The sequence below is a fragment of the Kitasatospora sp. NPDC001660 genome, from assembly GCF_053596725.1.
Window position 1 is genome coordinate 1 of record NZ_JBSFGU010000011.1, and the last position, 21,593, is coordinate 21,593.

17 protein-coding genes, 2 rRNA genes and 1 pseudogene are annotated in these 21,593 nt (G+C 73.6%); 10 read left to right on the forward strand and 10 right to left on the reverse strand.

Going from position 1 to position 21,593, the window contains the following annotated elements:
* Both ACWCXH_RS14490 and rrf read left to right on the forward strand, forming a co-directional pair.
* Window positions 1–93: ribosomal RNA gene (locus ACWCXH_RS14490) — 23S ribosomal RNA — on the forward strand; the annotation flags it as partial.
* 71 nt (window positions 94–164) lie between these two features.
* Window positions 165–281, forward strand: a 5S ribosomal RNA gene (gene rrf, locus ACWCXH_RS14495).
* 65 nt (window positions 282–346) lie between these two features.
* Here rrf and ACWCXH_RS14500 read toward each other — a convergent pair.
* From ACWCXH_RS14500 to ACWCXH_RS14525, 6 genes and pseudogenes are all read right to left on the reverse strand, one after another.
* A pseudogene (locus ACWCXH_RS14500) lies at window positions 347–838 on the reverse strand (GNAT family N-acetyltransferase); the annotation flags it as partial.
* 52 nt (window positions 839–890) lie between these two features.
* Entirely contained in the window at window positions 891–2,201 is a 1,311-nt protein-coding gene (locus ACWCXH_RS14505) for a DUF58 domain-containing protein (RefSeq protein WP_449801767.1), read from the reverse strand.
* A gap of 40 nt (window positions 2,202–2,241) precedes the next feature.
* Window positions 2,242–3,228 (reverse strand): AAA family ATPase, encoded by a 987-nt coding sequence (locus ACWCXH_RS14510; RefSeq protein WP_449801915.1) that lies wholly within the window; start codon window positions 3,226–3,228, stop codon window positions 2,242–2,244.
* Window positions 3,229–3,254: 26 nt separating this feature from the next.
* The gene (locus tag ACWCXH_RS14515) at window positions 3,255–4,472 is read right to left on the reverse strand and encodes a DUF4350 domain-containing protein (RefSeq protein WP_449801768.1); all 1,218 of its coding nucleotides are present in this window, start codon (window positions 4,470–4,472) and stop codon (window positions 3,255–3,257) included.
* The gene (locus ACWCXH_RS14520; protein WP_449801769.1) at window positions 4,469–5,140 is read right to left on the reverse strand and encodes a DUF4129 domain-containing protein; all 672 of its coding nucleotides are present in this window, start codon (window positions 5,138–5,140) and stop codon (window positions 4,469–4,471) included. Before ACWCXH_RS14520 ends, ACWCXH_RS14515 begins: the two co-directional genes overlap by 4 nt.
* 5 nt (window positions 5,141–5,145) lie before the next feature.
* Window positions 5,146–6,342, reverse strand: coding sequence for a hypothetical protein (locus tag ACWCXH_RS14525; protein WP_449801770.1), 1,197 nt, complete (start codon window positions 6,340–6,342; stop codon window positions 5,146–5,148).
* 288 nt (window positions 6,343–6,630) lie between these two features.
* Between ACWCXH_RS14525 and mtrA the strand changes: the two genes are divergently transcribed.
* Genes mtrA through ACWCXH_RS14540 form a run of 3 tightly spaced genes read left to right on the forward strand, consistent with a single transcriptional unit; the run spans window position 6,631 to window position 11,252 of the window.
* Window positions 6,631–7,308, forward strand: a complete 678-nt coding sequence (mtrA, locus tag ACWCXH_RS14530; RefSeq protein WP_030061806.1) for an MtrAB system response regulator MtrA — start codon at window positions 6,631–6,633, stop codon at window positions 7,306–7,308.
* A gap of 1 nt (window position 7,309) precedes the next feature.
* Complete coding sequence (gene mtrB / locus ACWCXH_RS14535; protein ID WP_449801771.1) at window positions 7,310–9,424, forward strand: MtrAB system histidine kinase MtrB; 2,115 nt, start codon at window positions 7,310–7,312, stop codon at window positions 9,422–9,424.
* Window positions 9,399–11,252, forward strand: a complete 1,854-nt coding sequence (locus ACWCXH_RS14540; protein WP_449801772.1) for an LpqB family beta-propeller domain-containing protein — start codon at window positions 9,399–9,401, stop codon at window positions 11,250–11,252. The genes mtrB and ACWCXH_RS14540 overlap by 26 nt, the downstream gene beginning before the upstream one ends.
* Before the next feature lie 21 nt (window positions 11,253–11,273).
* On the opposite strand, the gene ACWCXH_RS14545 is transcribed toward ACWCXH_RS14540, so the two are convergent.
* Entirely contained in the window at window positions 11,274–11,996 is a 723-nt protein-coding gene (locus tag ACWCXH_RS14545; protein ID WP_449801773.1) for a ComF family protein, read from the reverse strand.
* A 369-nt stretch (window positions 11,997–12,365) separates the two neighbouring features.
* Here ACWCXH_RS14545 and hpf point away from each other — a divergent pair, with 369 nt between their 5' ends.
* Together hpf and ACWCXH_RS14555 are read left to right on the forward strand one after the other, a co-directional pair.
* Window positions 12,366–13,058: a ribosome hibernation-promoting factor, HPF/YfiA family gene (gene hpf, locus ACWCXH_RS14550; protein WP_449801774.1), complete on the forward strand. Its 693-nt coding sequence runs from the start codon at window positions 12,366–12,368 to the stop codon at window positions 13,056–13,058.
* A 214-nt stretch (window positions 13,059–13,272) separates the two neighbouring features.
* Window positions 13,273–14,031: a response regulator gene (locus ACWCXH_RS14555; protein WP_449801775.1), complete on the forward strand. Its 759-nt coding sequence runs from the start codon at window positions 13,273–13,275 to the stop codon at window positions 14,029–14,031.
* Window positions 14,032–14,047: 16 nt separating this feature from the next.
* Here the strand turns inward: ACWCXH_RS14555 and ACWCXH_RS14560 are convergent, their stop codons facing one another.
* Together ACWCXH_RS14560 and ACWCXH_RS14565 are read right to left on the reverse strand one after the other, a co-directional pair.
* Window positions 14,048–15,256 (reverse strand): winged helix-turn-helix domain-containing protein, encoded by a 1,209-nt coding sequence (locus ACWCXH_RS14560; protein WP_449801776.1) that lies wholly within the window; start codon window positions 15,254–15,256, stop codon window positions 14,048–14,050.
* 35 nt (window positions 15,257–15,291) lie between these two features.
* On the reverse strand, window positions 15,292–15,849 hold the full coding sequence (locus tag ACWCXH_RS14565; protein WP_449801777.1) for a GNAT family N-acetyltransferase: 558 nt from the start codon (window positions 15,847–15,849) through the stop codon (window positions 15,292–15,294).
* A gap of 240 nt (window positions 15,850–16,089) precedes the next feature.
* Between ACWCXH_RS14565 and secA the strand changes: the two genes are divergently transcribed.
* The gene (secA, locus tag ACWCXH_RS14570) at window positions 16,090–18,852 is read left to right on the forward strand and encodes a preprotein translocase subunit SecA (protein ID WP_449801778.1); all 2,763 of its coding nucleotides are present in this window, start codon (window positions 16,090–16,092) and stop codon (window positions 18,850–18,852) included.
* Window positions 18,853–18,908: 56 nt separating this feature from the next.
* Here the strand turns inward: secA and ACWCXH_RS14575 are convergent, their stop codons facing one another.
* On the reverse strand, window positions 18,909–19,499 hold the full coding sequence (locus ACWCXH_RS14575; RefSeq protein ID WP_449801779.1) for an Rv3235 family protein: 591 nt from the start codon (window positions 19,497–19,499) through the stop codon (window positions 18,909–18,911).
* 341 nt (window positions 19,500–19,840) lie between these two features.
* On the opposite strand from ACWCXH_RS14575, the gene ACWCXH_RS14580 reads away from it, so the two are divergent.
* Entirely contained in the window at window positions 19,841–20,902 is a 1,062-nt protein-coding gene (locus tag ACWCXH_RS14580) for a patatin-like phospholipase family protein (RefSeq protein WP_449801780.1), read from the forward strand.
* A gap of 100 nt (window positions 20,903–21,002) precedes the next feature.
* Window positions 21,003–21,512, forward strand: coding sequence for a DUF6912 family protein (locus ACWCXH_RS14585; protein WP_449801781.1), 510 nt, complete (start codon window positions 21,003–21,005; stop codon window positions 21,510–21,512).
* Window positions 21,513–21,593 lie beyond the last annotated feature (81 nt).

Sequence of the window (21,593 nt, forward strand, 5' to 3'; positions counted from 1 at the left end):
GGCTCCCAGTAGACGACTGGGTTGATAGGCCGGATATGGAAGCCCTGTGAGGGGTGGAGTTGACCGGTACTAATAGGCCGAGGGCTTGTCCTCAGTTGCTCGCGTCCACTGTGTTGTTCTGAAACAACGACCGCCTTGTCGGCGGGTCGACAGTTTCATAGTGTTTCGGTGGTCATAGCGTGAGGGAAACGCCCGGTTACATTCCGAACCCGGAAGCTAAGCCTCACAGCGCCGATGGTACTGCAGGGGGGACCCTGTGGGAGAGTAGGACGCCGCCGAACAATTCTTCTGAAGAACCCCCATCCGGATTCCGGATGGGGGTTCTTCGCGTTTCCGGCCGGTGCCCCAGATCGCGCTGGTACCAGGTGCCCGTCTTACCGCCGAGGTCTGCTGGGCCGGCCGGTCCGACGGGGGTGAACCCGGCCTTCGTCAGGACCTTTCGGGACGCGGCATTCTCGTGCGAGGTGGCCGCCCGCAAGGTGCGCAGCCCGTACTGTGACGCAGCCAGTCGGCACAGCTCCAGGACGGTCGCGGTCGCCAGGCCGCGGCCGGCGGCGTGTTGGGCGACCCGGTAGCCGAGCTCTGCCGAGCGCTCCTGGTGCTCGATGTCGACCAGGTTGAACCTGCCGAGTACCGAGCCGTCCTCGGCGACGAGCACGTGGAAGGCGCAGCTGCCGGATTCCTGCTCGGCCAGCAAAGCGCTGTAGCGGGCGGTGAACTGATCGAAGAACTCGTTGCCGCGGTCGGAGACCGAGGCTGCGAAGTAGGCGCGGTTCGCCAGTTCGAAGGCCAGGACCGCGGGGGCGTGTTCGGCGTGAAGCCGCTTCAGCTCGGGCATTGCCCGACTCTAGTCGGACGGCGCATCCGCGCGGCCTGAGTCGCCGCCAGGATCAGAGGCGGCCGGCAGCCTTGAGGGCGAGGTAGGTGTCGGCGAGGGCCGGGGAGAGCTTGCTCGGCAGGGCGTCGAGGACGGTGACGCCGTGGCGGGTGAGGCGGTCGGCGGTGCGGCGGCGATCGGCGCGGGTCTGTTCCGCGGCGGCGGCGCCGTAGACGGCCTCGACGGTGCCGCGGCCGGCGGCGAGCTCGTCGAGGCGCGGGTCGGTGACGGAGGCGAGCACCACCTCGTGGCGCTTCACGAGCTGCGGCAGCAGCGGGAGGAGCCCCTCCTCGACCGGGCCCGCGTCGAGGCCGGTGAGCAGGACGATCAGGGAGCGGTGCGGTGCCATCCGCAACGCGGTGGCGACCAGCGAGCGCATGTCGGTCTCGTGGAGCGCGGGTTCCAGGAGGGCCATGGCGTTGGTGAACGCGGGCAGGATCTCGCCGGGGGAGCGGCCGGCGACCGTGACGCGCGGGCGGAGGTCGTGGGCGAGCAGGTCGACGCGGTCTCCGGCGCGGGTGGCGAGTGCCGTGAGGAGCAGGGCGGCGTCGAGCGAGGCGTCCAGGCGTGGGGCGTCGCCGACGCGGCCCGCGGAGGTGCGGCCGGTGTCGAGGACGATCAGGATGTGGCGGTCGCGTTCGGGGCGCCAGGTGCGGACGGCGACGGTGTGGCGGCGGGCGCTGGCGCGCCAGTCGATGGAACGGACGTCGTCGCCGGGCAGGTACTCGCGCAGGGAGTCGAACTCGGTGCCCTGGCCGCGGGTCAAGACCGAGGTGCGGCCGTCGAGTTCGCGCAGTCGTGCGAGTCGGGAGGGCAGGTGCTTGCGGCTGGCGAAGGGCGGCAGCGCGCGGACCGTCCAGGGGGCGAGGTGCGAGCCCTGACGGCCGGCCAGGCCGAGGGGGCCGAGGGAACGGATCGTCACCCTGTGGGCGTGGTGGTCGCCACGGCGGGTCGGCATGAGGGTGGTGGTGGCGCGGCGCCGTTCGCCGCCGGGGATGTCCAGGGTGTGCCGGGAGGCGGCGCCGGCGGTGCCCGGGCGCCAGGCGGACGGGGCCCAGGCGTCGCGCAGTCGGGCCCGCAGGCGGCGGCCGGAGGGGTTGGTGACGGTCAGTTCGACCGACGCGGGCTCACCGAGGCGGACCGTGGTGTCGCCGCCGCGGCCGAGCCGGAGGCTGCGGACGGGGGCGGCGAGCACCAGGTCGGCGACGACGGCGAGCAGAACGGCGCCGGTGACGACGCCGATCCCGGTCCAGGACGGCAGCAGCAGGCCCACGACGAGCGCGCCGAGCGCGGCGAGCAGGGCGGTTCGCCCGGTGAGGGCCATGCGATGCGCTCCTTCGGGTACCCGGTGCGGGCGGGGTGGGTCAGCGGGGGGCGGGCGTCTGGGCGAGCACGGCCTGGATGACGGAGTCGGCGGTGACGCCCTCCATCTCGGCCTCGGCGCGCAGCGCGACGCGGTGCCGCAGGGTGGGCAGGGCGAGCGCCTTGACATCGTCCGGGGTGACGTAGTCGCGCCCGGCCAGCCAGGCCCACGCGCGGGAGGAGGCGAGCAGGGCGGTGGCGCCGCGCGGGGAGACGCCGATGGAGAGGGACGGGGACTGCCGGGTGGCCCGGCACAGGTCGACGATGTAGGCGAGGACCTCGGGGGAGACGGTCAGGCGGGCGATCTGCTCGCGGGCGGCGGTGAGGTGCTCGGGCCCGGCGACCGGGCGGACGCCGGCGGCGGCGAGGTCGCGCGGGTCGAAGCCGGCGGCGTGCCGGGAGAGCACCTGGAACTCCTGGTCGCGGTCGGGCAGCGGCAGGATCAGCTTGAGCAGGAAGCGGTCGAGCTGGGCCTCGGGCAGCGGGTAGGTGCCTTCGTACTCGACCGGGTTCTGCGTGGCGGCGACGAGGAACGGGACGGGCAGCGCGCGCGGCTCGCCGTCGACGGTGACCTGGCGCTCCTCCATGGCCTCCAGCAGGGCGGCCTGGGTCTTGGGCGGGGTGCGGTTGATCTCGTCGGCGAGCAGCAGGTTGGTGAAGACCGGGCCGGGCTGGAAGGAGAACTCGGCGGTGCGGGCGTCGTAGACGAGCGAGCCGGTGACGTCGCCGGGCATCAGGTCGGGGGTGAACTGGATGCGCTTGGTCTCCAGGCTGAGTGCGGTGGAGAGGGTGCGGATCAGCAGGGTCTTGGCGACTCCGGGGACGCCCTCCAGCAGGACGTGGCCGCCGCAGAGAAGTGCCACGACGAGGCCGGTGACGGCGGCGTCCTGGCCGACCACGGCCTTGCCGATCTCCGTGCGCAGGGCGGTCAGCGCCTCGCGCGGGTCGGTGGTGGTGCCGGGGGTGGCGGGTGCCGTGCCGGGGGTGATGCGGAGCTGGGCGGTGGCCTGTTCGGTCACGGCTTCCGTACCTGCCTTTCGAGGGCGTCGAGGTCGTCGGCGAGCCGCAGCAGCGCGGCGTCGTCGGTCGGGTCGGGGCCGTAGAGGAGGGCCCGCACGTCCCCGGCGGGGCGTGTGGCGAGGCGGTCGGCGACGGCCGCGCAGAGTGCCTCGGGGTCGGGTGCGCCGGCGCTGAGCGGGACGCCCAGGGCGGGGGCGAGGCGGTGTGCGGCGGCACGGCGCAGGGCCTGGGCGGCGCGGCCGCGGGCCTTGGCGCGGTGGTAGAGCCGGGCGCGGCCTTCGGTGGTCTCGGCGGCGCGGACCACGACGGGCAGGTTCTCGCTGATCACCGGGCCGAGCCGGCGGGCGCGCCAGAGCGCGGCCAGGGCGGCGGCGATCGCGAGCTGCAGGGTGGCCCAGTGCCAGCCGGCCGGGATGAGGTCGGTGAGGCCGCGCCGGCCGGTGGTTTCGGCGGCCGGCGAGCTGTAGTCGGGCAGGTGCCAGGTGAGGTGCGGCTGGGCGCCGAGGAGGCCGAGGGCGAGGGAGGCGTTGCCGTCCTTGGCGAGCAGCTGGTTCTGGAGGAGGTCGCCGCTGCCGAGGACGATCGCGTCGCCGCCGGGGGCGGGGGTGCTGACCAGGGGGAACCCGTAGTTGCGCGGGTAGCAGCCGGTGCCGCGGCTACCGCTGGTGTAGACGAGGCCGCCGATGTTGGCGCTGCCGGCGCGCTCGGCCTCGGGGAGGGCGCAGTTCGGGGTGGTGCTGCGGGCGGCGGCCCAGGCGGGGGCGCCGCGCTCGTCGCCCGCGCGGACGCCGGGGACGAGCGCGCTGAGGGCGGCCGGGCCGGGGGCGATGAGGACGAGCCGCTTGTGGCGGGCGGCGGCGATGGCGCGCAGCTGGTCGGCGCCGAGCAGGTCGGGCTCGGGGATGACGAGGGTGTCGTCGCCGGTGGGGCGGACGGTGGGGTCGCTGGTGAGGGTGGTGGTGACGCCCCGCTGTTCCAGCAGGGCGATGACGGCGTGGGCGCCGTCCTTGTCGTAGGAGCGCGGGTCGAGCGGCGGGTACTGGCGGTCCTGGCTCAGTCCGGCGATGACGACGGCGCCGATCAGGAGGAAGCCGAGGGCGGCCAGGTACCAGCGGGCGCGGCGCCACAGGCCGCGGCCGGTCGGGGACAGGCTGCTGGGGGCGGCGGCCGGCGGCGGGGGCTCGACGGCGGGGGCGGGCGCTGTGGTGGTCATGCCGCGCCTCCCGGGGCCTGGGCGAGGGTCGGGCGGGTGCGCTCCAGGGCCTGGTCGAGGTCGCGCAGCGACTGGTAGGCGGCCCGGTCGGCGGTGCGCTCGCCGAAGGCGATGTCGTCGAAGGCGCGGGCGGCGGCGGCCAGGGCGGGGGCGTGTTCGGGCAGGGCCCGGCCGGCCTCGTCGGCGGCCTCGTCGGCGGTGCGGCCGGGGCGGGTGTCGAGCAGGGTGCGCTGCTCCAGGGCGCGGACGAGGGCGCGCATCTGCTCGCGGACGGCGTCGGCCCACTGCCCGGCGGCGGCGTGGCGTTCGGCGGCGGCCCGGTGCTGGTCGGCGGTGCGCGGTCCGGCCGTGCCGTAGACGTCCAGGGCGGTGCGGGCGGCCCGCTTGGGCGCGCCGAGGCGCCACCACAGTGCGGCGGCGATCAGAACGGCGACGACCAGGAAGAACACCAGGCCGGTGGTGCCGCTGGTGCCGGTGCCGGAGATGCTGTTGAGCGCGTCGTAGAACCGCCCGTTCAGCCACTCCAGGACCCGTTGCACCAGGCTCGGGTCGTGCCGGTGGTAGTCGGCGTTGAGCAGCTCGTCGCGGGCGGCGTCGCGGGCGGGGTCACGTGGGACCGTGACCGGGGCGCCGCCCGCGGCGAGGAGCCTCTCCCCCCAGGTGGGCATCCGGCTCAGAGCCTCGTCGGGTCGGCGTCGGCCCGGCCGCCCCAGCCGGTGCCGCCGTACTCGGGCAGGCCGGCGGCGCGGGCCAGCTCGATGTCGAGGGCCTCGCGGCGGATCCGCTGGTCGACGTAGAGCAGCACGCCGATGCCTGCGGTGAAGGGGACGGTGAGGGTGGAGGCGATGACCCCGGCGACCGCCGTGGCGACCAGTATGGCGACGGGCTGCTGGGTGGCGCCGCCGCTCTCGACCTGCCGCTGGAGGTCGCCGAGGCCGAGCACCAGGCCGATGATCGTGAACGGGATCGCGATGATGGCGGAGACGATGAAGGCGATCACCTGGCTGAGCAGGGTGATGCCGCAGATCCGCCACCACGAACCGCGCACGAGTCGGCGGGAGCGGGAGAGTGCGGTGATGACGCCCTGCTTCTCCAGCATCAGGGCGGGAGCGGCGAGGCTGAGCTGGATCCAGAGCCAGGTGACGACCGGCAGGCTGAGCAGGCCGACGATCACCAGCAGCCCGACGATCGCGGGCGAGGCCGCGCCGGCCGCCGCGTAGCCGATCAGCGGGCCGAAGCCGAGCAGCATGACGCCGCCGAGGATCAGCCCCGTCAGCAGCGTGAGCCCGAGCAGCTGGAGCAGCTGGGGGCGGGCGCCGCGCCAGGCCTCCCCGATGGTGACGCCCTGGCCGAGGATCGCGCGGCTGACCACCACGGTGAGCAGGGCGGTCGCGATGACGCCGAGCAGCAGGCCGAGGGGCATGTTGGCGAGCACGACGAAGAAGGCGGTGAAGTCGCCGGTCTTGCCGCCGACCAGCAGCTCCGCCCCGACGCGGCCGGCCTGCTGGAGCACGGCGATGCCGAGCGACAGGCCGAGCGCGGTGCGCCAGTGCTTGCGGATGGTGGAGACGGAGCCGTCGAGGAGCTCGCCGAGACCGAGCGGGCGCAGTGGGATGACGCCGGGCTTGGGGCTCGGCGGCGCGTTCCAGCCGTACGGTCCGTACGGGCCCTGCGGGCCGGGCGGCGGGCCGCCCCAGCCGTTGCGGGCGGGCGGGACCTGCGGGCCGCCCCAGCCGGACGGCGGGACGGGGGCGCCCGGGGGCGGTGCCGACGGCCCGGGCACGCCGGCGGGCGCGTCGGCCGGGGGCCGGGCGTCGTCGCGGGGTGGCTCGGACGAGCCGGGCGAGGCCCAGCCCGGAGTGTCGGTCATCACTGCTCCTCGGAGGGCGTCCTGGGGGCGCGATGCCGGGTGGATCTTCCACCCGCGCGCAGCGCCCATCGTGCCATGGGGCGCCGACAGGCCCCAGGGGTATCCGGTCGCGGAACGGAAACGGGGGTGTCACGGTGGCCCGGCCGCGACTCCGGGACGGTTCGGAGGCGCTCCATCGGGGGTTATTCGCCCGGTATGGCCGGAATTCGTCGGCGGGCGAGTTGGCCGTTGTGGAGCACTGACACTGCTGTGCGGCAGGTCACAATCCGGTAATGAGAAGATGGACGCATGAAGGGACGCGTCCTCGTCGTTGATGACGACTCCGCACTGGCCGAGATGCTCGGCATCGTGCTGCGTGGTGAGGGTTTTGAGCCGTTTTTCGTTGCCGACGGGGACAAGGCGCTAGCCGCGTTCCGGGAGACCAAGCCCGACCTGGTCCTGCTCGACCTGATGCTGCCCGGCCGGGACGGCATCGACGTCTGCCGGCAGATCCGTGCCGAGTCCGGGATTCCGATCGTCATGCTGACCGCGAAGACCGACACGGTCGACGTCGTGGTGGGCCTGGAGTCGGGTGCCGACGACTACGTCACGAAACCGTTCAAGCCCAAGGAACTGGTGGCCCGGGTGCGCGCCCGCCTGCGCCGTGCCGAAGAGCCGACCCCCGAGCAGCTGACCATCGGCGATCTGGTGATCGACGTGGCCGGCCACTCGGTGAAGCGGGACGGCCGGGGCATCCCGCTGACCCCGCTGGAGTTCGACCTGCTGGTGGCGCTGGCCCGCAAGCCGTGGCAGGTGTTCACCCGCGAGGTGCTGCTGGAGCAGGTCTGGGGCTACCGCCACGCGGCGGACACCCGGCTCGTCAACGTCCACGTGCAGCGCCTGCGGTCGAAGATCGAGAAGGACCCGGAGCGCCCCGAGATCGTGGTGACCGTCCGCGGCGTCGGCTACAAGGCCGGACCCAGCTGACGTGACGCACCGGGCTGACGAATCCCCGTCGGGTTCCGCGACCGACGGGGCCGGCGCCGTGCGCGGGGACGTGCTGAGTTCGACCACCCGCCGCCGGCGCGGCCCGGGCGCGATGCTCGCGTCGGTGTCCCGTCAGCTGCGTCGTCCCGCGCACCGGGTGACGGCGCTGTACCGCCGCTCGATCCAGCTGCGCGTGGTGGCGGTGTCGCTGCTGGCGTCCATCGCGGTGGTGCTGGTGCTCGGCGTGGTCGTGGTGGCGCAGGTGCGCACCGGCCTGCTGGACACCAAGATGGCCTCCGCGCGCGAGCAGGCGAGGATCGGCCTCCAGGCCGAGCTGAAGAAGATCGACGAGGCCAAGGACCAGCGGCTGCGGGTCGGCGCGACGGCGGACCCGAGCACCGAGGAGATCGGCTCCTGGCTGCTGCGGCAGGTCAACGACCTGGCCGCGAGCGGGCAGACGGTCTACTCGGTGATCGCGATGATGCCCGGTACCGGCCAGACCGTGATGCCCGACGCGGTGGGCTTCGGCCCGCGCTACTCGGGCGACATCCTGCCCAGCAGCGTGCCCGACACGCTGCGGGCCAAGGTGTACGCCGAGCCCGGCCAGATGTTCGACCAGCCGACCCGGATCCACCGCTCCGCCGAGAGCGGCGGGCAGTCCGAGCCCGGGCTGGCCCTCGGCATGCAGTTCGTCGGCCCGACCGGCACCGGCTACCAGCTCTTCTACGTGTTCTCCTTCGGCCAGGAGACGGACACCCTCAACCTGGTCACCGGCACCCTGGCGACCGCCGGCGTGTTCGTGGTGATCCTCATGGGCGGCATCGCCTGGGTCGTGGTGCGCCAGGTGGTCACCCCGGTCCGGATGGCCGCCGGGATCTCCGAGCGGCTGGCCGACGGGCACCTGGAAGAGCGGATGAAGGTCACCGGCACCGACGACATCGCCCGCCTCGGCGAGTCGTTCAACCGGATGGCCAACGCGCTGCAGGCGCAGATCCGGCAGCTGGAGGAGCTGTCCCGGGTGCAGCGGCGCTTCGTCTCGGACGTCTCGCACGAACTGCGCACCCCGCTGACCACGGTCCGGATGGCCGCCGACCTGATCTACGACAGCCGCGAGGACCTGGACCCGATGGCGGCCCGCTCGGCCGAACTGCTCCAGGGCCAGCTGGACCGCTTCGAGTCGCTGCTCGCCGACCTGCTGGAGATCAGCCGCTTCGACGCCGGGGCCGCGATCCTGGACGCCGAGCCGGTGGACCTGCGCGAGATCGTCGCCCGCGTGGTGGAGGCCGCCGACCCGCTCGCCCAGGCCAAGGGCAGCGCCGTGGTGATCCGCGGCGACGGCGAGCCGGTGGTCGCCGAGGTGGACTCCCGCCGGATCGAGCGCATCCTGCGCAACCTGGTGGTCAACGCGCTGGAGCACGGCGAGGGCCGGGACGTCGTGGTGCGGCTGGGCTCGGCGGACGGCGCGGTCGCGGTCGGCGTGCGCGACTACGGCATCGGCCTCAAGCCGGGCGAGGCATCCCGGGTGTTCCACCGCTTCTGGCGGGCCGACCCGTCCCGGGTTCGGACCACCGGCGGTACCGGCCTCGGCCTGTCGATCGCGGTCGAGGACGCGCACCTGCACGGCGGCTGGCTCCAGGCCTGGGGCGAGCCCGGCGGCGGTTCGCACTTCCGGCTCACCCTGCCGCGCACCCGCGGCGGCGAGATCAGCCGGGCGCCGTTCCGGCTGGAGCCGGAGGACTCGCGCAACAACCGGGGCCTCGGCACCTACGGCACGCCGTACCGGCGGGCGATCAGCCCGGCCGGCGCGACGGCGCTGACCTCGGTCGAGGAACAGGCCGAGACCCCGGAGGGCATCGGCAACGGCCTGGGCAGCGGTCTCGGCGGCGTACTGAACATCGGCCCGGGCCTCGGCAAGGCCCGGCTGCCGGAGGGCCCGCGCGCGGACCCGTCGGACGTGCGGACGGCCGGGGCCGGGTACGGGGTCACCGGCGCCCAGGTCATGGTGGACCCGACGCCCGGACGGCCGTCGGTGGCGCAGCGCACGGCGGAGCCGGACCTGACGGGCGGCACGGACACGGAGGGGACGCAGCGTGCGAAGGACGATCGGCAGGACTGATCTGCGGCTCGCGGCGGTGGCCGGCGGGGTGCTCGGCGCCCTGCTGGCCAGCGGGTGTGCGGCCATGCCGGACTCGGGCGGCATCACCAAGGTCGAGCTGTCCCAGGGGTCGTCCGACAAGAACCTGCAGGTCCGGGTCTTCCCGGTGGCGCCCGCCAAGGGCGCCAAGCCGGGCGCCCTGCTGGCCGGCTTCCTGGACGCGGTGACCGCCGACGAGGGCTACGACACGGCGCGCAAGTACCTCACCGAGGAGGCCGCCGCGACCTGGAACCCGGACGCCGGCATCACGGTGCTCTCCGCCACCATGCCGCCCACCCCGGACGTCGCGGACGCCGACACCTCGGTCACCGAGTCCGTCACCGGGCAGGTGGTCGCCGAGGTCGACCCCAGGCACACGTACAAGCTGGTGTCGGGGCAGAGCACGAAGTCGTCCGACTTCACCTTCGTCCGGCAGAAGGACGGGGAGTGGCGGATCGACAAGCTGCCCCCCGGTCTGATCATGAACGAGACCAACTTCCGCAACAGCTACCGCCAGGTGGACCGGTTCTTCTACACGGCGCCCGACCCGTCGGCCGTGGGCGCCGGCCCGGTCCCGGACGTGCTGGTCGCCGACCCGATCTACCTGCGGCGGCGGACGGACCCGCTGACCGCGGCGGCCAGGGCGCTGGTCGGCGGGCCCTCGTCGTGGCTCGCGCCGGCCGTGCGGACGGCCTTCCCCGACGGCGTCAGCGTCGACCGGGTCGGCCTCGACGACGGCCGGGTGGCCCACGTGCAGGTCGGCGGCACCGACCTCACCGAGGCGATGTCCTGCCGGCGGATGGCGACCCAGCTCTTCTACACCCTTGCCGAACAGGGCAAGGGCCAGGTCGAGAAGCTGGAGCTGAAGGGGCGGCGTGGCACCTGCACCGTCAGCCGGGGCGACACCCCGAGCGGCCCCGGGGCGCTGGCCGGTTCGGACGGCGGACAGCAGTACTTCCAGCGCAACGACAACGGCGCCCTGATGGCGATCACCGACACCACCACCAGCGCCGTCCGCGGTGTGCTCGGCAAGCCGCAGCCGGCCGGCAAGCCCCCGCTCGGCACCATCGCCGTCCGCCGGGACGGCTCGCAGGCCGCCGCGATCAGCCGGGACCGCCACCAGCTCTACTCGGTGCCGCTGTCCGACAACGCGGTCGCGATGCCCGAGCCGACGCTCACCTCGCCGGTGCGCTCCGGGGACGACGGGCTCGTCTCGCCGAGCTGGGACGGCCGCGGCGACCTGTGGGTGGCGGACCGCAACCCGGACAACCCGCGCGTGGTGATGGTCCGCGGCAACAAGACCTACACCGTCCCGGTCGAGGACCTGAACGGGCAGAGCGTGCAGATGCTCAAGGTCTCCTCGGACGGGGCACGGGTCGCCCTCGTGGTGAAGGGACCGAACTCGCCCACCCGGTCGCTGATGTTCGGCGCGGTCGTGCACGGCGGCACCCCGCAGGCGCCGACCGCCAGGATCACCGGCCTGCACACGGCCGCCCCGGCGCTCACCGACGTCGCCTCGCTGTCGTGGGCGGAGGCCGACCAGCTGCTCGTGCTGGGCAAGGAGGCCGACCGCCTCCAGCAGCTGTACTACATCGGCACCGACGGCTCGCCGAGCACCGACGTCCCGGCGCAGACCGGCGAGGGCATGGCCGCCGTCGAGGCCTCCGAGTTCCGGGCGGACGTGCTGGCGCAGGCACCCCCGGTGCTGGCGCTGCAGGGCACGGAGGGCCGGATCTACCGGCTGACCAACAGCCAGTGGCGGGAGGTCACGCTGCCGGACCGGGCGAGCCAGTTCTTCTACCCGGGCTGAGCCGACCCGACTGAGCGGGCCTCAGGAGGTCCGCAGCGCACCGGCGGCCGCGACGGTGGCCGCCGCCCGGGCCGGCAAGCCGGCCGCGGCCAGCGCCCGGGCGGCCTCGGCGAGGCTGGCACCGGTGGTCACCAGGTCGTCCACCAGCACCGGTTGACGGCCCGCCAGGTCCCGGTGTGCGCGCGGCAGGACGGTGAGCGCGCCGTGCAGGTTGCGCCGGCGCTCGGCCGCGGTCAGCTCGGACTGGTCGGCGACCGGGCGGGTGTGCCGCAGCAGCGGCGCGGCCCTGGCGTCCAGGCCGGCCCGGCGCAGCGAGCGCGCGGCGGCCCCGGCCAGCCGGAGCGTCGGGTCGTGGCCGCGGGCGCGGACGGCGGCCCGGGCGGACGGCATCGGCACCAGCAGCAGCGGTGCCACCCCGCCGGGCGGCCCGAGGGCGGAGCGCACCGCCCGGCCGAGCGCTTCGCCGAGTGGCCCGGCCAGTCGCAGGGCGCCGCGCTCCTTGTGGGCGAGCAGCAACTGCCGGACCGGGTCGGTGTACGGGGCGGCGGCGTGTGCCCAGGGCAGCAGGGTGGGGCCCGGCCGGGAGGTGGCCAGGGTGTGCCGGCACGCGGGGCAGAGCTGGGTGCGGTCGGTGCCGCAGCCGGCGCAGCGCGTGGGCAGCAGGACGTCCAGCAGATCGGCCAGTGCGTGGCCGAACGGCCCTTGCGCGGAGGGCGGACGTACGGGTTCGCTGAGGGGTGGCACGGCTGCTCCTGGCGGCGACAGGCACGAAGAGTGAGCAAAGGATGCGCCGTACGGGGGGTGTTGTCCAGGTATTCACCCATGCTTCACTCCTAGGAGGGTAGACAGGGTGCAACAGCTTGACCATTCGCCCACAGCTTCTGGTCATACCCACGACCGAGCCTGGGGAGGCGAAAACCCCGCGTGAGGTGTTCGATAAAGCTTCAAGGGGTTTCAACCGTCCCTGGTGGGGAGGAAGTGAGGTGAGGGCCAGTCGTTCCCGCCGCTGGCGGCGGGGGCGGGGGGCCGGCAGTGAATGGGCTGGTCCAGCTGGGTCTCAGTCCGGTCCGGTAGTACCCGGACCGGCGTCAGCACGAGGGATCGGAGTTCTGCGTGGACATCGTCGTCAAGGGCCGCAAGACCGAGGTGCCCAAGAGGTTCCGCGAGCACGTGGCCGAGAAGCTGGAGAAGGTCCAGAAGTTCGACGGCAAGGTGATCAGCCTCGACGTCGAGGTGTCCAAGGAGCACAACCCGCGGCAGGCCGACCGGTCCGAGCGGGTGGAGATCACTCTCCGTACCCGTGGGCCGGTGATCCGGGCCGAAGCCGCCGCCGGGGACCCGTACGCGGCGCTCGACCTGGCCTCGGCGAAGCTCGACGCGCAGCTGCGCAAGTCCGCGGACCGGCGTCGGGTGCACAAGGGCGGCAACGGCCGCACCCCGATCAGCGTCGCCGAGGCGACCGCGGCCCTGGCCGGGCTGCCGGAGTCGACGGCGCCGGAGGGTGAGACCAACGGGGCCGTCCGCAAGACCATGATGGGATCCCTGGAAGTGGAGGGCGAAGGCCCGCTGGTGGTCCGGGAGAAGACCCACCCGGCCGCCCCGATGGCGCTGGATCAGGCGCTCTACGAGATGGAGCTGGTCGGCCACGACTTCTACCTCTTCGTGGAGAAGGACAGCGGCCTGCCGAGCGTCGTCTACCGCCGGCACGGCTACCACTACGGTGTCATCCACCTGCAGACCGACCCCGCCGCCCGGTCGGGCAGCGGTGCGGGCGGTGCGATCGGCGGAGCCGACGACGAGGACTGACCGTCCGGAGCGATGACCGGGTGACCCCGGCGGCCGCGGCCGCCGGGGTCACCGGCGTTGCGGGGCCGTCCGCGGTCGAACACCGGTCGAGCGCGGTCGCGGGTCGTGGTGGAGCGCTCACTCGCTGCGGGGGATTCGGCATCGGAGGGTGACCGTTGCGTGGCCGGGGCGTGGAATGATTGGCGCACGACGTCCCGCGAAGGGGGAGGAGCGGATGGGGGATCACTTCGGGCTGGGGCCCGCTGGGGGGCCGGTCGCCGGGTTGTCCCCGGGGCCGGGGGAGGAGCCCGCGTACGCGCCGCGCCGGGGTGAGCCGATCCGCGTGCTGGTGGTGGACGACCACGCGCTCTTCCGCCGCGGGCTGGAGATCGTGCTCGCGGAGGAGCCGGACATCAAGGTCGTCGGCGAGGCGGGGGACGGCGCCGAGGCCGTGCTGAAGGCCGCCGACCTGCTGCCCGACATCATCCTGATGGACGTCCGGATGCCGCGCCGCAGCGGCATCGAGGCGTGCACGGCGATCAAGGACGTGGCACCCAGCACCAAGATCATCATGCTGACGATAAGCGACGAGGAGGCCGACCTCTACGAGGCGATCAAGGCGGGTGCCACCGGCTACCTGCTGAAGGAGATCTCCACCGACGAGGTCGCCACCGCGATCCGCGCCGTCGCCGACGGGCAGTCGCAGATCAGCCCGTCGATGGCCTCCAAGCTGCTCACCGAGTTCAAGTCGATGATCCAGCGCCGCTCCGACGACCGGGACCTGGTGCCCGCACCCCGGCTCACCGACCGGGAGTTGGAGGTGCTCAAGCTGGTGGCGACCGGGATGAACAACCGGGAGATCGCCAAGGAGCTGTTCATCAGCGAGAACACCGTGAAGAACCACGTGCGCAACATCCTGGAGAAGCTCCAGCTCCACTCCCGGATGGAGGCCGTGGTCTACGCGATGCGCGAGAAGATCCTCGAAATAGGGTGACGCGGCGCGCGGCGGCTCACGCCGCGAGCAGCTTCTCCAGGGCGGGGCGCAGCCGTTCGTCGTGCAGCGCCTCCACCCGCACGGCGTCGCAGCCCGCCCACGCGGCCGCCTCGCGCAGCGCCGTCGCCAGCGCCTCGAGGTGCCGGGCGCCGGATCCTCGGCCGCCGGTCAGCGAGACCTGGCGGGCGACCAGGGTGCGTCCCTCCCGGGCCGGGTCCACCCGGCCGACGAGGCGGCCGCCGGCGAGCAGTGGCATGGCGAAGTAGCCGTGCACCCGCTTGTGCCTGGGGGTGTAGGCCTCCAGCCGGTGCGTCATGCCGAAGATCCGCTCGGTGCGCGGGCGGTCCCAGACCAGCGAGTCGAACGGCGAGAGCAGCGTGGTGCGGTGGCGCCCGCGCGGGGTGGCGGCCAGGGCGGCGGGATCGGCCCAGGCGGGGGCCGCGGTCCCCGCCGGGCCCCAGCCGGCCACCTCGACCGGGACGAGGCCGGTGTCGGCGATGACCAGGTCCAACTCCTCGGCGCGCAGCCGGTGGTAGTCCAGCAGGTCGGCCCGGGTGGCCACGCCGAGGGCGGCGCCGGCCTGGGCGAGCAGGGTGCGGACGCAGTCCGCGTCGGATCGCTCCTGCCCGAACAGGGCGTCCGGGACGGCCTGTTCGGCCAGCGCGTAGACCCGCTTCCAGCTCCGGCGCTCGGCACAGACCACGTCGCCGAAGGCCAGCGCCCGCTCGACCGCGATCTTGGTGTCGGACCAGTCCCACCACTCGGCCGTCTTCTTGGCACCGCCCAGCTCGGTGGAGGTCAACGGCCCCTCGGCGCGCAGCTTGTCGAGCACGTACCGGTACGTCTCGGGCGAGACCTGGTGGCCCCAGAGGTGGCCGCGGTCGCGGTACCGGCGGCGCCGGAAGGCGAACAGCGGCCACTCCTCGACCGGCAGGATGCAGGCCGCGTGCGACCAGTACTCGAAGCTGGTGCCGTGGCCCCAGTACGCGGCCTCGACGGCCGGCCGGCCGACCGCGCCGAGCCGGGCGTACGGGACCAGCTCGTGCGAGCGGGCCAGCACCGAGATCGTGTCCAACTGGACGGCGCCCAGGTGCCGGAGCACCCCGCGCACCCCGGCCCGCCGGTCCGGCGCGCCGAGCAGGCCCTGTGCGCGCAGGGCGATCCGGCGGGCTTCGTCGGCGCTCAGGACGGCGACGGGAGAGCTCTGGGCGGGCGCGGCGGTCATGCCGGGGAGCGTAACGCCCGCCAGTGACAACGGGCTCAGTCCAGGTCGGACGGGAGCAGCGAGGCGATCCACGAGTCGTGGAAGACGCCGCGCTGCTCGGCGTACGAGCGCAGCGTGCCCTCGAAGTGGTAACCGACCCGCTCGGCGACGGCGCGGGAGCCGTCGTTGCCGACGTAGGCGAGCCACTGGAGGCGGCGGACCCCCAGGTCGGTGAGGGCCCAGCGGGCGACCTCGCGGGCCGCCTCGACGGTGTAGCCGCGGCCGCGCTGCTCCTTCACCGTCCACCAGCCGACGGACGCGGCGGCCGGGTCGGCGGCGAAGCGGGAGACCGACTGGGTGCCGACCAGCCGCCCGGTGGCGCGGTCGATCACGCACCAGATGAACTCGGAGCCCTCGCGCAGTCCGTTCGGGGCCAGTGTGCGCACGAAGAACTCCGCGTCCTCGCGCCGGTACGGGACCGGCACCACCGTCCAGCGCTGGATCTCCTCGTCCTGGCAGGCGGCGAAGATCGCGTCGATGTCCGACTCCTGCGGGGCGCGCAGGACGAGGCGGTCGGTGGTGAGGGTGACGGGCGTGGTGCGGGGTTCTTCCATGCCCGGATTATTTCGTGCGAACGGAGGGCGGACATCCGATCGATCCGCCAACTCGGCGGCCCGGCGACCGTTTTGCCCCGGTGGGCGGTGCTATCGGTCGGGTGCCCGCGCGAGTGACACGGGAATACCGTGCTGACGCACCTCCCGGGGCGTTGGACTCCTCGCATACGATGGCCCGTGCGGTGGGGTGGACCCGCCGTGCAGTCGTCCAGTGCCAATACAGGCAAGGAGCCCGCTCTAGTGTCCGTCTTCGACAAGATCCTGCGCGCCGGCGAAGGCAAGATCCTTCGCAAGCTGCAGCGGATTGCTGCCCAGGTCAACTCCATCGAAGAGGACTTCGTCAACCTCACCGACGCCGAGCTGCGCGCGCTGACCGACGAGTACAAGCAGCGGCTCGTCGACGGCGAGACCCTGGACGACATCCTCCCCGAGGCGTTCGCCACCGTCCGCGAGGCCGCCAAGCGCGTCCTCGGCCAGCGGCACTACGACGTCCAGCTCATGGGCGGCGCCGCGCTGCACTTCGGCTACGTCGCCGAGATGCGCACCGGCGAGGGCAAGACCCTCGTCGGCACCCTGCCCGCGTACCTGAACGCGCTCACCGGCAAGGGCGTCCACCTGATCACCGTCAACGACTACCTCGCCGAGCGCGACTCGGAGTGGATGGGCCGGGTGCACCGCTTCCTCGGCCTCGAAGTCGGCGTGATCCTGGGCAACATGACGCCCGCCGAGCGCAAGCGCCAGTACGCGATGGACATCACGTACGGCACCAACAACGAGTTCGGCTTCGACTACCTGCGCGACAACATGGCCTGGTCGCAGGACGAACTCGTCCAGCGCGGCCACAACTTCGCGGTGGTCGACGAGGTCGACTCGATCCTCATCGACGAGGCCCGCACCCCGCTGATCATCTCCGGCCCGGCGGACCAGGCGACCAAGTGGTACGCCGACTTCGCCAAGCTGGTGCTGCGTCTGAAGATCGACCGCGACTACGAGGTCGACGAGAAGAAGCGCACCGTCGGCATCCTGGAGGAGGGCGTCACCCGGGTCGAGGACTACCTCGGCATCGACAACCTCTACGAGTCGGTGAACACCCCGCTGGTCGGCTTCCTGAACAACGCCATCAAGGCCAAGGAGCTGTACAAGGCGGACAAGGACTACGTCGTGATGAACGGCGAAGTCATGATCGTCGACGAGCACACCGGCCGCATCCTGGCCGGCCGCCGCTACAACGAGGGCATGCACCAGGCGATCGAGGCGAAGGAGGGGGTGGAGGTCCAGAACGAGAACCAGACGCTGGCCACCATCACCCTGCAGAACTTCTTCCGCCTGTACGACAAGCTGGCCGGCATGACCGGAACCGGTACCACCGAGGCCGCCGAGTTCCACCAGATCTACAAGCTCGGCGTCGTGCCGATCCCGACCAACAAGACGCCGCTGCGCATCGACCAGCCCGACCTGATCTACAAGTCGGAGCCGGCCAAGTTCGCCGCCGTCGTCGAGGACATCGCCGAGAAGCACGCCAAGGGCCAGCCGGTGCTGGTCGGCACCGTGTCGGTCGAGAAGTCCGAGTACCTGTCGCAGGAGCTGCGCAAGCGCGGCATCCCGCACGAGGTGCTGAACGCCAAGCACCACGAGCGCGAGGCGCAGATCGTCGCGCAGGCCGGCCGCAAGGGCGCCGTCACCGTCGCCACCAACATGGCCGGCCGTGGCACCGACATCATGCTCGGTGGCAACGCCGACCACCTCGCGGCGGCCGAACTGGCCCAGCGCGGGCTCTCCGCGGTGGACACCCCGGAGGAGTACGAGGCCGCGTTCCCGGCCGCGCTGGAGAAGGCCAAGGCCTCGGTCAAGGTCGAGCAGGACGAGGTCAAGGAGGCCGGCGGCCTCTACGTCCTCGGCACCGAGCGGCACGAGTCCCGCCGCATCGACAACCAGCTGCGCGGCCGCTCCGGCCGTCAGGGTGACCCGGGCGAGTCCCGCTTCTACCTGTCGCTCGGCGACGACCTGATGCGCCTGTTCAAGGCCGGCATGGTCGAGCGCGTGCTCTCGATGGCCAACGTGCCCGAGGACGTGCCGATCGAGTCGAAGATGGTCACCCGCGCGATCGCCTCCGCGCAGACCCAGGTCGAGCAGCAGAACTTCGAGATCCGCAAGAACGTCCTGAAGTACGACGAGGTGCTGAACCGCCAGCGCGAGGTCATCTACGGCGAGCGCCGTCGCGTGCTGGAGGGCGAGGACCTCCAGGAGCAGGTCGGCCACTTCATGGACGACACCGTCGAGGCCTACGTCAAGGCGGCCACCGGCGAGGGCTTCGAGGACGACTGGGACCTGGAGAAGCTCTGGTCCGCGCTCAAGCAGCTCTACCCGATCACCCTGGACCTCGCGGAGCTGGAGGAGGAGGTGGGCGGCCCCGGCGGCCTGACCCCCGAGTTCCTCGTCAAGGTCGTCCAGGAGGACATCCAGGCCCAGTACGGCGCCCGCGAGGACCAGCTCGGCGCGGAGATCATGCGTGAGCTCGAGCGCCGAGTCGTCCTCTCGGTGCTGGACCGCCGCTGGCGCGAGCACCTCTACGAGATGGACTACCTCCAGGAGGGCATCGGCCTGCGGGCCATGGCGCAGCGCGACCCGCTGGTCGAGTACCAGCGCGAGGGCTTCGACATGTTCACCGCGATGATGGAGGGCATCAAGGAGGAGTCCGTCGGCTACCTGTTCAACCTGGAGGTCCAGGTCGAGCAGCAGGTCGAGGAGGTCCCGGTCGAGGACGCCGAGGTGGTGCTCGACAAGCTGGAGAAGGACTCCGCCCGCCCGGAGATCAAGGCCAAGGGCCTGGAGGCCCCGAAGCCGCAGCGACTGCACTACACGGCCCCCTCGGAGGAGGTCGGCGGCGGTGTGGTCGAGGGCGACTTCGAGGACCTCGCGCCGGAGGACGAGGGCGACGGCCTGACCCGCGCCGAGCGTCGCAAGGCCGCGAAGTCCGCCAAGGGCCGCCGCCGCAAGGGCTGAGCCACCGCGTCACCTGGCAGGGCGCCGTTCCCGTACGGGGGCGGCGCCCTGCGCCGTCACCGGGCCTCCACGGCGGTGCACTGCCACTGCCCGGCCGGGCCGCGCTGTTCGAGGCGGAAGGCCACCATGTGGTGCCGCCGGCCGAGGTCGACCCGGACGCAGGCCTCGACGGCGTCGGGCGAGGGCGATCTGTCGTGCACCGGGCCGAGCCGGGGCCGGGCGGCGCCGCCGCCGCGGCGCAGGGCGCCGGCGCGGACGAGTGAGGCGAGCTGGCCGTAGCCGTCCAGGCTGGTGTGCCGCATCAGCTGGCCGGACGGGCGGGCGCCGGTGAGCACCTCGACGAGCTGGTGCGCGAAGCGCGCCGCGAGCGCGCGCGGGTCGTGCCCGGGCGGCGCACCGGCGCAGTCGGCCCGGGGCTGCCGGGGCCGGCGCCCGGCGGGGTGCGGGGCACTGCCGTGCGGGTGGCGGTGGGGGCGGGCGGCGAGTGGGGTGGGGGTGCTGATGGCGGTCTCCTCGGGCCGGTGGTGTGGGTGCCGACGCCTTTGCGGGGCGTTGCCGTGCAGGCGGGGATGAGGGGCGGGTGGGGCGGTCGCGGGCCTCTCCTCGGGGCCGTGCGGGCGGGCGGGGGCGCTCAGGGGCGTGGTCACGGGTCTTCCTCGGGTGGGTGGTGCGGGTACGGACGGGTCCTTGGTAGCGGCGGCCGGGATGGGGTGGCAAGGGCTTTCCGCAACCGCGGGGAGCGGAGGGGAAAGTTCACCTATCCGGGTGAATGGCCCGTTGCGGCGGCGGATGCCGGGGCCGTCCCGGCGGCATGCGGTTGACGTGGGGGGACGGGCGGTTGGGCCCGAAAGGGGACGGTCGGGTTCGGCGGTCCGGGTGGTGCGGGCCGGGGCAGGCGTTGCGCCGGGCGGCGATCGACGCGCAAGATCGGATCCTGACCGGGAACCGCAGGAGCGGGCGCGACGCCCCACGACGACAGGCGGCCGGTATGACGACACGGGCAGCAGCGGCGAAGACTCCGGCCCGGGCGGGCGCCCCACAGGGAGATCCCCGGCGCGGGCTGGTGCTGGGCGGCGGCGGCATGCTCGGCGCGGCCTGGACGGTCGGCGCGCTGTGCGCCGTCGAGGAGGCGACCGGGTGGCGTCCCGGCGGCGCCGACGTGCTCCTCGGCACCTCGGCGGGCTCGATCCTCGGCGCGCTGCTCGCCGTCGGCGTGCCGACCGACCAGCTGCGCGACCACCAGCGGGGCCTGCCGCTCACCGACGGCCCGCTGGCCGACCTGGCCTTCGACTACGAGACGGCCGTCGGCGGCGCCCTGCCGCCCCGGCCGCGCGCCGGGATCGGCTCGCCGGGCCTGCTGCGCGACGCCGTCCGGCACCCGCGCGAGTACCCGCTGCTGACCATGGTGTCGGCGGTGGCGCCGCACGGCCGCGGCTCGCTGGCCCCGGTCGGCGAGCTGGTCCGCGGCCTGCCCGGGCCGGCCGGCTGGCCGGCCGGCTCCAGGCTGCGGGTCGCGGCGGTGGACTACCGCAGCGGCCGCCGGGTCGTCTTCGGCGACCCGGACGCCCCGGCGGTCGCGATCGCCGACGCCGTGATGGCCTCCTGTGCGATCCCGGGCTGGTTCGCGCCCGTCCGCCTGAACGGTTCGGCGTACGTGGACGGCGGCTGCTGGTCGGCCACCAACGCCGACCTGCTGCTCGGCCGCGGCCTCGACGAGGTGTACGTGCTCGCCCCGATGGCCCTGCGGCTGCACCCCCGCGCCGAGCGGCCCGACCGCGGCAGCGCCGCCGCGCTGCGCGAGTGGCGCGCCCGGGACCGCCCGCGCGGCGTGCTGGCCCAGCTGGTCAGCCGCTACCGCCGGGCGGTGACCAGGCAGCTGCTGCGCGAGACCGCGCTGCTGCGGGCCGAGGGCGTCCGGGTGCGGCTGCTCGCGCCGACGCTGGCGGACCTGGCGGCGATGGGCCCGAACATGATGGACCCGGCCCGCCGGGGCGCGGTGCTGGACAGCGCGCTGCGCACCAGCCGGGAGGCGCTGGCGGCGGCCCGCTGATCCGCAGGACGTGATCACGGCGGGCGCCCGGAGCTTATTCTTGGGGGCGCTGGAAGCTGTGCCGCTGGACGAACGCTGTACGAACCGGAGAGTGTCACCGATGCGCGTGTACGTGCCCACCACCCTGACCGGCCTGGCGGCGGCGCACCCGGGCGGCGTCCTGGAGCAGTCCGCGGCGTACGCCGTGACGCCCGCGCTGCGCGAGTGGTACGTCAGCGACGACATCGAGGAGCTGGAGTACGCGGCGCTGAACCGGGCCGCGCAGTCCTCGCTGCGGCTGCTGGCCGCCGATCCGGACGCGCCGCGCCGCCGGGTCGTGGTGGCGCTGGACGTGGCGGACTCCGCCGTCCGGCCGTTCCCCGGCGACGAGTACCAGGACCAGGCCTCGCTGGGCCGCGTGGTGCTGGCCGGCCCGGTGAAGCTGGCGAAGGCGGCGGCCGTGCACGCGGACGTCGCCGACGACGAGGTGGTCGAGGACGTGACGGCGGCCGTGGCCGCGGTGGCCGCGGCCGACGAGGGGGACCAGGACGCCCAGTTCACCGTGGACGGCGCCGAGGACCACGACCTGCTCTGGTTCGCGACCCAGGAGATCCCGACGCTGATCGCCTGAGCGGGCGCAGGGCGCAGGGCGCAGGGCGCAGAGCGCGGGCGCGGGCGCGGCCGGGTGCGTGAGATCCGTCCTACCGGCCTG

Excerpts from the sequence above, each read along its gene's own strand:
- ACWCXH_RS14525 (WP_449801770.1), bottom strand. The coding sequence starts at position 6,342 with ATGACCGACACTCCGGGCTGGGCCTCGCCCGGCTCGTCCGAGCCACCC.
- ACWCXH_RS14515 (WP_449801768.1), bottom strand. The coding sequence starts at position 4,472 with ATGACCACCACAGCGCCCGCCCCCGCCGTCGAGCCCCCGCCGCCGGCC.
- ACWCXH_RS14555 (WP_449801775.1), top strand. The coding sequence starts at position 13,273 with ATGGGGGATCACTTCGGGCTGGGGCCCGCTGGGGGGCCGGTCGCCGGG.
- ACWCXH_RS14520 (WP_449801769.1), bottom strand. The coding sequence starts at position 5,140 with ATGCCCACCTGGGGGGAGAGGCTCCTCGCCGCGGGCGGCGCCCCGGTC.
- ACWCXH_RS14580 (WP_449801780.1), top strand. The coding sequence starts at position 19,841 with ATGACGACACGGGCAGCAGCGGCGAAGACTCCGGCCCGGGCGGGCGCC.
- mtrA (WP_030061806.1), top strand. The coding sequence starts at position 6,631 with ATGAAGGGACGCGTCCTCGTCGTTGATGACGACTCCGCACTGGCCGAG.
- ACWCXH_RS14585 (WP_449801781.1), top strand. The coding sequence starts at position 21,003 with ATGCGCGTGTACGTGCCCACCACCCTGACCGGCCTGGCGGCGGCGCAC.
- ACWCXH_RS14560 (WP_449801776.1), bottom strand. The coding sequence starts at position 15,256 with ATGACCGCCGCGCCCGCCCAGAGCTCTCCCGTCGCCGTCCTGAGCGCC.
- ACWCXH_RS14565 (WP_449801777.1), bottom strand. The coding sequence starts at position 15,849 with ATGGAAGAACCCCGCACCACGCCCGTCACCCTCACCACCGACCGCCTC.
- ACWCXH_RS14505 (WP_449801767.1), bottom strand. The coding sequence starts at position 2,201 with ATGGCCCTCACCGGGCGAACCGCCCTGCTCGCCGCGCTCGGCGCGCTC.